The following is a 7,473-nucleotide window of genomic DNA, read 5'->3' on the forward strand; positions in this document are numbered from 1 at the left end:
GGAACACTTTTTTTATTACTTTTTACCACTCTCCCCTTCTCCCAAACAAAAATTCTTGTAAGAGTAGTCTCTGACGACTCCAATAAACCACTAGAATCTGCTAATGTTATTGCAAAACCATTGCAAGAAAAAGCCAATCTGAAATTTGCTATTGCGGATAACAAAGGGAGTTACGGTCTGATATTCTAGTAAGGAGAAAAGCATTGTTTTTTTTTATCTATTAGTAAATTTTAACATACTGTGAAGTAAAAATGCCTATTTTGTTAAAGTTACTAGTTAATTTCTATTCCTATTAACTTTCTCTATTACATTTATAATGGTTAACCAAAAAACTATTTATAAATTTAAACCAATTTAATTATGAAAAAATTAGTATTTACCGCTTTTGCATTGGTAGCATTTAGTGGAGTTGCAATGGCTGAGAATAATATTAATAATCCAAAAAAGGTAGACATTGACTTAATAAATGAAATCAAAGTCGAAATTGTTTTTGGAAATTGCGAGGATGTTCAAAACTCTGCTTTCAATGAATGTAGGTCAAATGGCTGTTCTTATAGGGATTCCTATTATTTTGGTGCAAGAGCATGGGGAGATTGTATGTTAGAAGAATCAGCAGGGATGGTTTCTGCAGAATAATTTTTAATGGCTCCGCACAATTGGGAGCCAAATTTTTTTTAAATGAAGTTAATTAGGATAATATTATTATTTTGTTTCGTTTCTTGTCTTGGTCAAGTAAAAAATGGAGCAATCGAGTACGGTATAAGTATCGAAATGCTAGAAGGGCTTAAAGAGAACGGTCCATTCAAAAAACTATACTCGGAGGCTGTAAATAATGCGAAGAATTTAAATTTTAATTTAACATTTAATGGACAAAATTCGGTTTTTACTATAAGTAATGGACTCGTTGTAGGAGATAACAATACACAAAGTGCTATCATGGCATCAGGCTACAGAGGGGTGGTTTATCAATCAAATGATATTTCATATTCTGAAATTGAAAAGGGTTTTGGAAATTATTTATTAAAAAACGAACGTATTGATTGGGTTTTGGAAACCGTAACAAAAGAAATTCAAGGATTTCTATGTTTTAAAGCTATTGGTGTAAAAACGATTATTAATACTAGTGGTACATTTAAGTTTCCGATTGTCGCATGGTACTGTCCACAAATACCATTATCATTTGGTCCAAATGGATTTGGTAATTTACCTGGATTAATTTTAGAATTACAAGTTAGGAATGTCCTTTTTGGTGTAAAGAAAATAGATTTAAATCAAACTAAAGAACCAGTGCTACTCATTATGAAAGACTATAAAATAGTTACAGAAAAAGAACTAGAAGAAATAATGGAAAAGAAATTTAGAAAAAATAGTTTTTAATGTTAAAAATATTTCACTTTTATAATGTTCAAAACTCTTTTTTTATTACTTTTTACCACGCTCTGTTTCTCCCAAACAAAAATTCTTGTAGGAGTAGTTTCTGACAATATAAATAAACCATTAGAATCTGCTACTGTTATTACTAAGCCATTGCAAGAAAAAGCCAATTTAAATTTTTCTACAGCTGATAATAAACGGTGTAACGTCTGGGGTCGGTTATTATGCGCAAGCAGTAATTAACTTTTTAGTAGGGATGAATTTGAAGTTTTAATTGAAATGATACTTTATTTTAGAAAGCTAAAGGTTTATGAATTTCTAATCTTTTTTAATTTTGTAAGAAATTAATTTATTGACATCTCCTTAATCAGACGAACAACTCGTTAAATTTTAAATGTAATTCTTGTTTATTTTTTTTGATATTTACCTTGGTTAACCAGAAAATATTTATAAATTTAAACCAATTTAATTATCAAAAAATACTATTCAGCGCTTTTGCAGTGGTAGCATTTAGTGGAGTTGCAATGGCAGAAACCTCTAAATTAGAATCAAAACCTTTAAAATTGGAACAAATAAAGGAGAAAAGTTGTGAAGATCGTGCGATTGATATATATGAAGGTGTTATTCAAGGTGGATCTGACAATTTAGCACTTTTAAATGATTTGATTGGTTTGTGTCACCAATATTTATATAACTAAACCTTCAACAATTTTGATGAAGGTTTTAAATTCCTAAAAAAATGAAATTTTTTGTAACAATTTTTTTTTTAATTTTTAATAGTGCATATACACAAACCTCAGGAAAAGTGACTTATAAATTCTCTGCACCTTTAATTTTAGAGGGTGTGCCATCAGAAGACAGCAAAAAATTAATTTCTAATATTGTAGATTATGCTAATAAACAGCAGTTTGAACTTATATTTAATGGATCAAGTTCTAAATTTATTTATATTGAAACCTTAAATTTTGATTCTGAATTTGATCGCAAAATAAATAATATAGCAAGAACAGCATTTACTTCGGTAGACTCTTACACTGATTTAAATCAAAAAAAACAATTTACAGTGATGAATGATGGAACATTAGTAGAAAATTCTATAGGAACTGTGAAGTGGGAAATAACTACGGAAACAAAAAAAATTGGAGAGTATTTGACTTATAAAGCAATCTTGAGAATACCTTTTACTAGTAGAAACGGTGAATCGAAAGAGAGATTGGTAATTTCGTGGTTTGCTCCTAGTATACCATATTCCTTTGGTCCAAAAAATTTCTCAGGTCTTCCAGGACTTATTTTAGAGCTAAATGAAGATCAAAAAACTTTTATAGCGTCAAAAATAGAATTGTTTGAAAATGAAACGAAAGTAGAATTTCCACGCGGTAAAGCGATATCAAAAGAAGAGTATAATAGAAGACTCGAATCTAGCATGGGAGGTTTCATAATAAGTAAAAGAAGAGAAGAAGCGAAAGAGAAAAATTAAAGTAAGGCAAGTTGCTAGGCAAGTTTCATTCTCCATACTATCTAATACATCATGTTTAAAATCCTATTCTTTTTTTTAATAACAACTCTTTCTTATTCTCAAAGCCGCACAATTACTGGTGTGGTTTCTGACGATATTAATAAACCATTAGAATCTGCTAATGTTATTGCAAAACCATTACAAGAAAAAGCCAACCTAAAATTTGCTATTGCGGATAACAAAGGGCGTTATCGCCTAGAACTAGATGCGGACGTAAAATACGAAATCACAGTTTCTTACATTGGTTTTGTAGAAGAGGTTTTTATAATGACACCTGATGTCACTACTACAAGTCATGATTTTAAGCTAAAACCTACGGGGGAACAACTCAAAGAAATTGTCATCAAACATGAGTTTAAGCCTATAATCATCAAGAAAGACACGATGATATTTGATGTTAAAAGTTTTGCCAACGGCAACGAGCGCAAAATGAAAGAAATTCTAGAAAAATTACCTGGTGTTGAAGTAGATAAAAAAGGAAATGTTACGGTACAAGGCAAAAAAGTAACCAAAATGCTAGTTGAGGGAAAATCATTTTTTGGCGGAGGCTCAAAACTAGCGGTCGAAAATATTCCTGCTGATGCGATGGACAAAATTGAAGTTATAGACAACTTTAACGAAGTAGGTTTTATGAAACAAGTGTCGGATAGTGATGAACTGGCGATGAACGTAAAACTAAAAGCCGATAAAAAAAAGTTTGTCTTTGGTGATGTCGAAGCGGGTGCCGAAGTAGGCAATGCTGATAACGGTTTTTATCTCGCTCATGCTGCTTTGTTTTATTATGCCCCCAAAACAAATTTGAGTTTTATAGGCGATGCCAATAACATTGGTACAAGCACTTTTACTTTTGACGATTTAATGCGCTTTGGCGGTGGCATGAGTACGTTTCTTTCGGGCAGAAAATCGTTTACTAATCTATATTCTTTTGCAAATGATAATACGGACGTGTTAACCAATCAATCCCAATTTGCAGCTTTAAATTTTAGCCACGAAACCTCTTCAAAATTGACGATTTCTGGTTTCAGTATTTTTTCTAAAGTATTAACAGCAACCAAAATAGAAAGTAAAAACGAATATCTACAAAATAGTGCCATTGCTTTTGAAAATAAATTACAAAATGGCGAAAATGGTTCCGTACTGGGAATAGGGAATATCAAACTAGATTATTCGCCTACTAATAAAGAGAAATGGTATTACAACGCCCAATATCAATCCAGTACTAATGATTTATCGAGCACTGTAAATTCAATAACAGCTGCAAATTCAACTGTTTTTGAAACCATCAGCAAGGCAGATAATGTTTCGGTAAAGCAATATTTAGAATGGCATAAAAACTATAATGAGCAGCACACTACTACTTTTGTAATAAACCAAGCGTATGATAACAATACACCAAAAAATCAATGGTTTACTGATAAACCTTTTTTTGTGGGATTAATTCCGTTGCAAAATGATGTTTCGTACACGATTAACCAAATCAAAAAAGTAAGAAATAATAGTATTGATGCTTTATTTAAGCATTATTGGATTATTAATAATTTCAATCATTTGTATACTAATGTTGGGAATAATTCTGGTACTTCAAGTTTTACAACTGCCGAAAAACAGATTCTTACTAACGGAACTAGTAATGATTTTGCATCGGCTGGATTTGGTAATGATGTAAAGTATCAATTGAATGATGCTTACACTGGCATTGAGTATAAATTTAGAATAGGAAAATGGACTAATAAACCTGGTCTTTATATCCATTTTTATAATTTAAAAACGAATCAAATTAATAAAGAACAACACTTATCTAAAACACTTATACAACCACAGTGGAATAGTGAATATGAATTTAATAAATCCGAAACGCTCAATTTCACTTATAAATTAGAAAATAATTTTCCAGAAGTAAGTCAGCTGGCTCCTAATTATACTTTGCAAAATTACAATTTGGTGTACAGAGGAAATTCACTTTTAGAGAACGAACAATTCCACACTGCTAATTTAAGATATTCAAAAATGAATATGTATCGAGGTATTACTTGGAATGCAGTGGCAAATTTCAATAAAAAAATAAAAAACATTCGCAATGAGATTCAATTAGATGGAATCGATCAATTTAATACTCCAATTTTAAGCGATATACCTGAAACTACTTATGGTTTAAATGGATCTTTTAGTAAACGGATTTATCGTTTTAATTTGAAGTTAAATACACGCTTAAATTGGTTTAATTACAGTCAAACTATAAATGCTGTTGTTACCACAAATGATAGAAATAGTCAAAATATAGGATTAGTATTTAAAACTGCTTATCGCAAATGGCCCGATTTTAGTATTGGTTACAATAAAGGATTTAGTCAGCTTTCAGGATTAACAAAGTCAAATTATAAAACAGATGCAATAAATGCTGATGCAAATGTGAATTTTCTTAAATCATGGATTTTTAAATTGGAATATGAAAAGCTGAAAAACACAAATAACGCAAATCAAAGCAATTTTTATGATATTGCTAATGCTTCATTACGTTACCATAAGAAAAATAGTCCATTTGGATTTGAACTAACCGCCAATAACTTGTTTGACAATAAACTAAAAAACGACTATTCATTTTCTGATTATTTAATCAGCGAGAGAGCGACTTATGTTTTACCAAGAGTTTTGTTTTTTTCAGTAAGCTATAAATTATAAAATATTAATTATAGAGATGACCATTAAGTTAAAATCCGGAGCTTAATGCTAAAGCTTTGAAGGAGAGTTAAAAGTAATTAATGCATTATTCGTTATTTAAATGTTATTAGGTAAGATTTAATGAGGGAATAACATCTCAAAATATTCTAACATTAAAATTAATTTTTCTTGGTATTTATAAGGACTTAATTGTTTAATAAGCCTATCTATAATTTTATTATTCTAAAGTATATAGTTAAATGATACCTTTTATTGTACTGTTTGTCAATAGTATTATTTATCTCTACTTGGCAGATTAAAAAAAAAGTCAAACACCTATTTTAATCCTAAATAAAAAATCTAGTTCAGTAGACGATTTAATCTTGCTTTTCATTCTGTCTCCACTTTATTCCTCAAAGCACATTTATAATTCCGCTCCACTCCATTAAAAAAGAGCTTAGTCGGATGTCTGATAAAATAATCTTAAAAAATACTATTGATTATTTTAAGATCCTTTTACCTGGCTTTCATAGCCAGATATTTTAGGAAAGTAGAAAAAACTTAAAATTTTGAAGTCATTCTTTATGGCTGATCTCTTTTTCGAACACAGTGATCCATTTCTTCAATACCTTTTTTAAACTTCCACTCTTTTTTTATTCAATGGCCAATATGCTTTCTGTCCCATTTCAAGAGCAAAGGTATACTAGTGTTCTTAACGCAAAAACAAGGTCAAGCCCTGCGGGTTTGTTAAAAAATCTCCATCCGCCGAGGCGGATAGTATTTATTTGACAAAACCTTGTTTTTGCTAAACACTAACCTTTTATGCTCGTGAAACGAAACAAAGCATACTCCGACTCTTTAAACGAATAAAAAAAAATGTCAATTATGGAAAACAACAGCTTTAGAAATGGAAACAGAGTGAAACGAAACAGCTCCTCCTCTCATTGCCGAATAAATTAACTGAAAAATTATAACTCAAAAAATTAGAAATTATGAACATCATCGGAAGACTGACGAGGGATGCGGAAGTACGCAAAACGTCACAAGAGAAACAAGTAGTAAACTTTTCGATAGCTATCAATGACAACTATCGAAACAAACAAGGTGAACGCATAGAGCAAACAAGCTATTTTGATTGCTCGTATTGGATTAGTCCAAATGTAGCGAAGATACTCACCAAAGGCGCTTTGGTAGAGCTTACAGGCAGAGTAAGCACTAGAGCGTGGACAGCGAACGACGGGGAACTAAGAGCAAGTTTAAATTTTCATACGGCTACTATCAAATTGCATGGAGGCGGTAAGAAAACAGACAATATACTTGACATCTCAAATCAAGAACAGAGGAAAGTTATAGAACATGAAACGGTCGATGACCTACCTTTTTAACACCATTTATTTAATCATTTTTCAACCTTTTAAAATTTTAATATCATGGCACACAATTTAAATTTCAACGAAAGAACAGGACGTTATTCATTTTTTAGCGTACAAGAAAAAGCATGGCACGGTTTAGGACAAATCGTAAAAGACTATCCTACAAGTTCGGAGGCTATTAAACACGCTGGACTCGATTATGAGGTAATAAAAAGTCCTCTTTTAACAAAAGTCTCAAATAGTATTGAAAAAACAGGCGGTATCCAAATTAGAGACAATGAGCTCGAAGTTCCTAATTATTTTGCTACTATCCGCAATGATAACAATATGGTATTGGGTGTAGTCGGCAAAGATTATCACATTGTGCAAAATCGAGAGGCCTTTAGTTTTTTTGATTCTATTGTAGGTAGTACAGATGGAATCTTGTACGAGACTGCAGGCGCATTGGGCAATGGGGAATATGATGCGACCCTTTGTTAAGACAACTTTTTCAAAAACTTAAGATAGTTTTTTTTTAGTTTTATTTTCCAGTTTCCTGGCTAAAATCGGAGA

General features: G+C 31.2%; 6 protein-coding genes and 1 pseudogene. All 7 read left to right on the forward strand.

What is annotated here, in order from left to right; translation table 11 throughout:
- The first annotated feature begins 360 nt into the window (after window positions 1-360).
- Window positions 361-636, forward strand: a complete 276-nt coding sequence (locus tag RCH19_RS13200) for a hypothetical protein (RefSeq protein ID WP_343023615.1) — start codon at window positions 361-363, stop codon at window positions 634-636.
- A gap of 42 nt (window positions 637-678) precedes the next feature.
- Window positions 679-1,377: a GLPGLI family protein gene (locus RCH19_RS13205; RefSeq protein ID WP_343023616.1), complete on the forward strand. Its 699-nt coding sequence runs from the start codon at window positions 679-681 to the stop codon at window positions 1,375-1,377.
- Between the two features lie 497 nt (window positions 1,378-1,874).
- Complete coding sequence (locus RCH19_RS13210) at window positions 1,875-2,072, forward strand: hypothetical protein (protein WP_343023617.1); 198 nt, start codon at window positions 1,875-1,877, stop codon at window positions 2,070-2,072.
- A 41-nt stretch (window positions 2,073-2,113) separates the two neighbouring features.
- Window positions 2,114-2,851 (forward strand): GLPGLI family protein, encoded by a 738-nt coding sequence (locus RCH19_RS13215; protein ID WP_343023618.1) that lies wholly within the window; start codon window positions 2,114-2,116, stop codon window positions 2,849-2,851.
- Between the two features lie 51 nt (window positions 2,852-2,902).
- Window positions 2,903-5,569 (forward strand): TonB-dependent receptor, encoded by a 2,667-nt coding sequence (locus RCH19_RS13220; protein ID WP_343023619.1) that lies wholly within the window; start codon window positions 2,903-2,905, stop codon window positions 5,567-5,569.
- Window positions 5,570-6,540: 971 nt separating this feature from the next.
- Window positions 6,541-6,933, forward strand: a complete 393-nt coding sequence (locus RCH19_RS13225) for a single-stranded DNA-binding protein (RefSeq protein ID WP_343023620.1) — start codon at window positions 6,541-6,543, stop codon at window positions 6,931-6,933.
- A gap of 45 nt (window positions 6,934-6,978) precedes the next feature.
- Window positions 6,979-7,380: pseudogene (locus RCH19_RS13230) on the forward strand (DUF932 domain-containing protein); the annotation flags it as partial.
- Window positions 7,381-7,473 lie beyond the last annotated feature (93 nt).

This window comes from Flavobacterium sp. PL12, from assembly GCF_039123485.1.
Lineage (GTDB): Bacteria > Bacteroidota > Bacteroidia > Flavobacteriales > Flavobacteriaceae > Flavobacterium > Flavobacterium weaverense.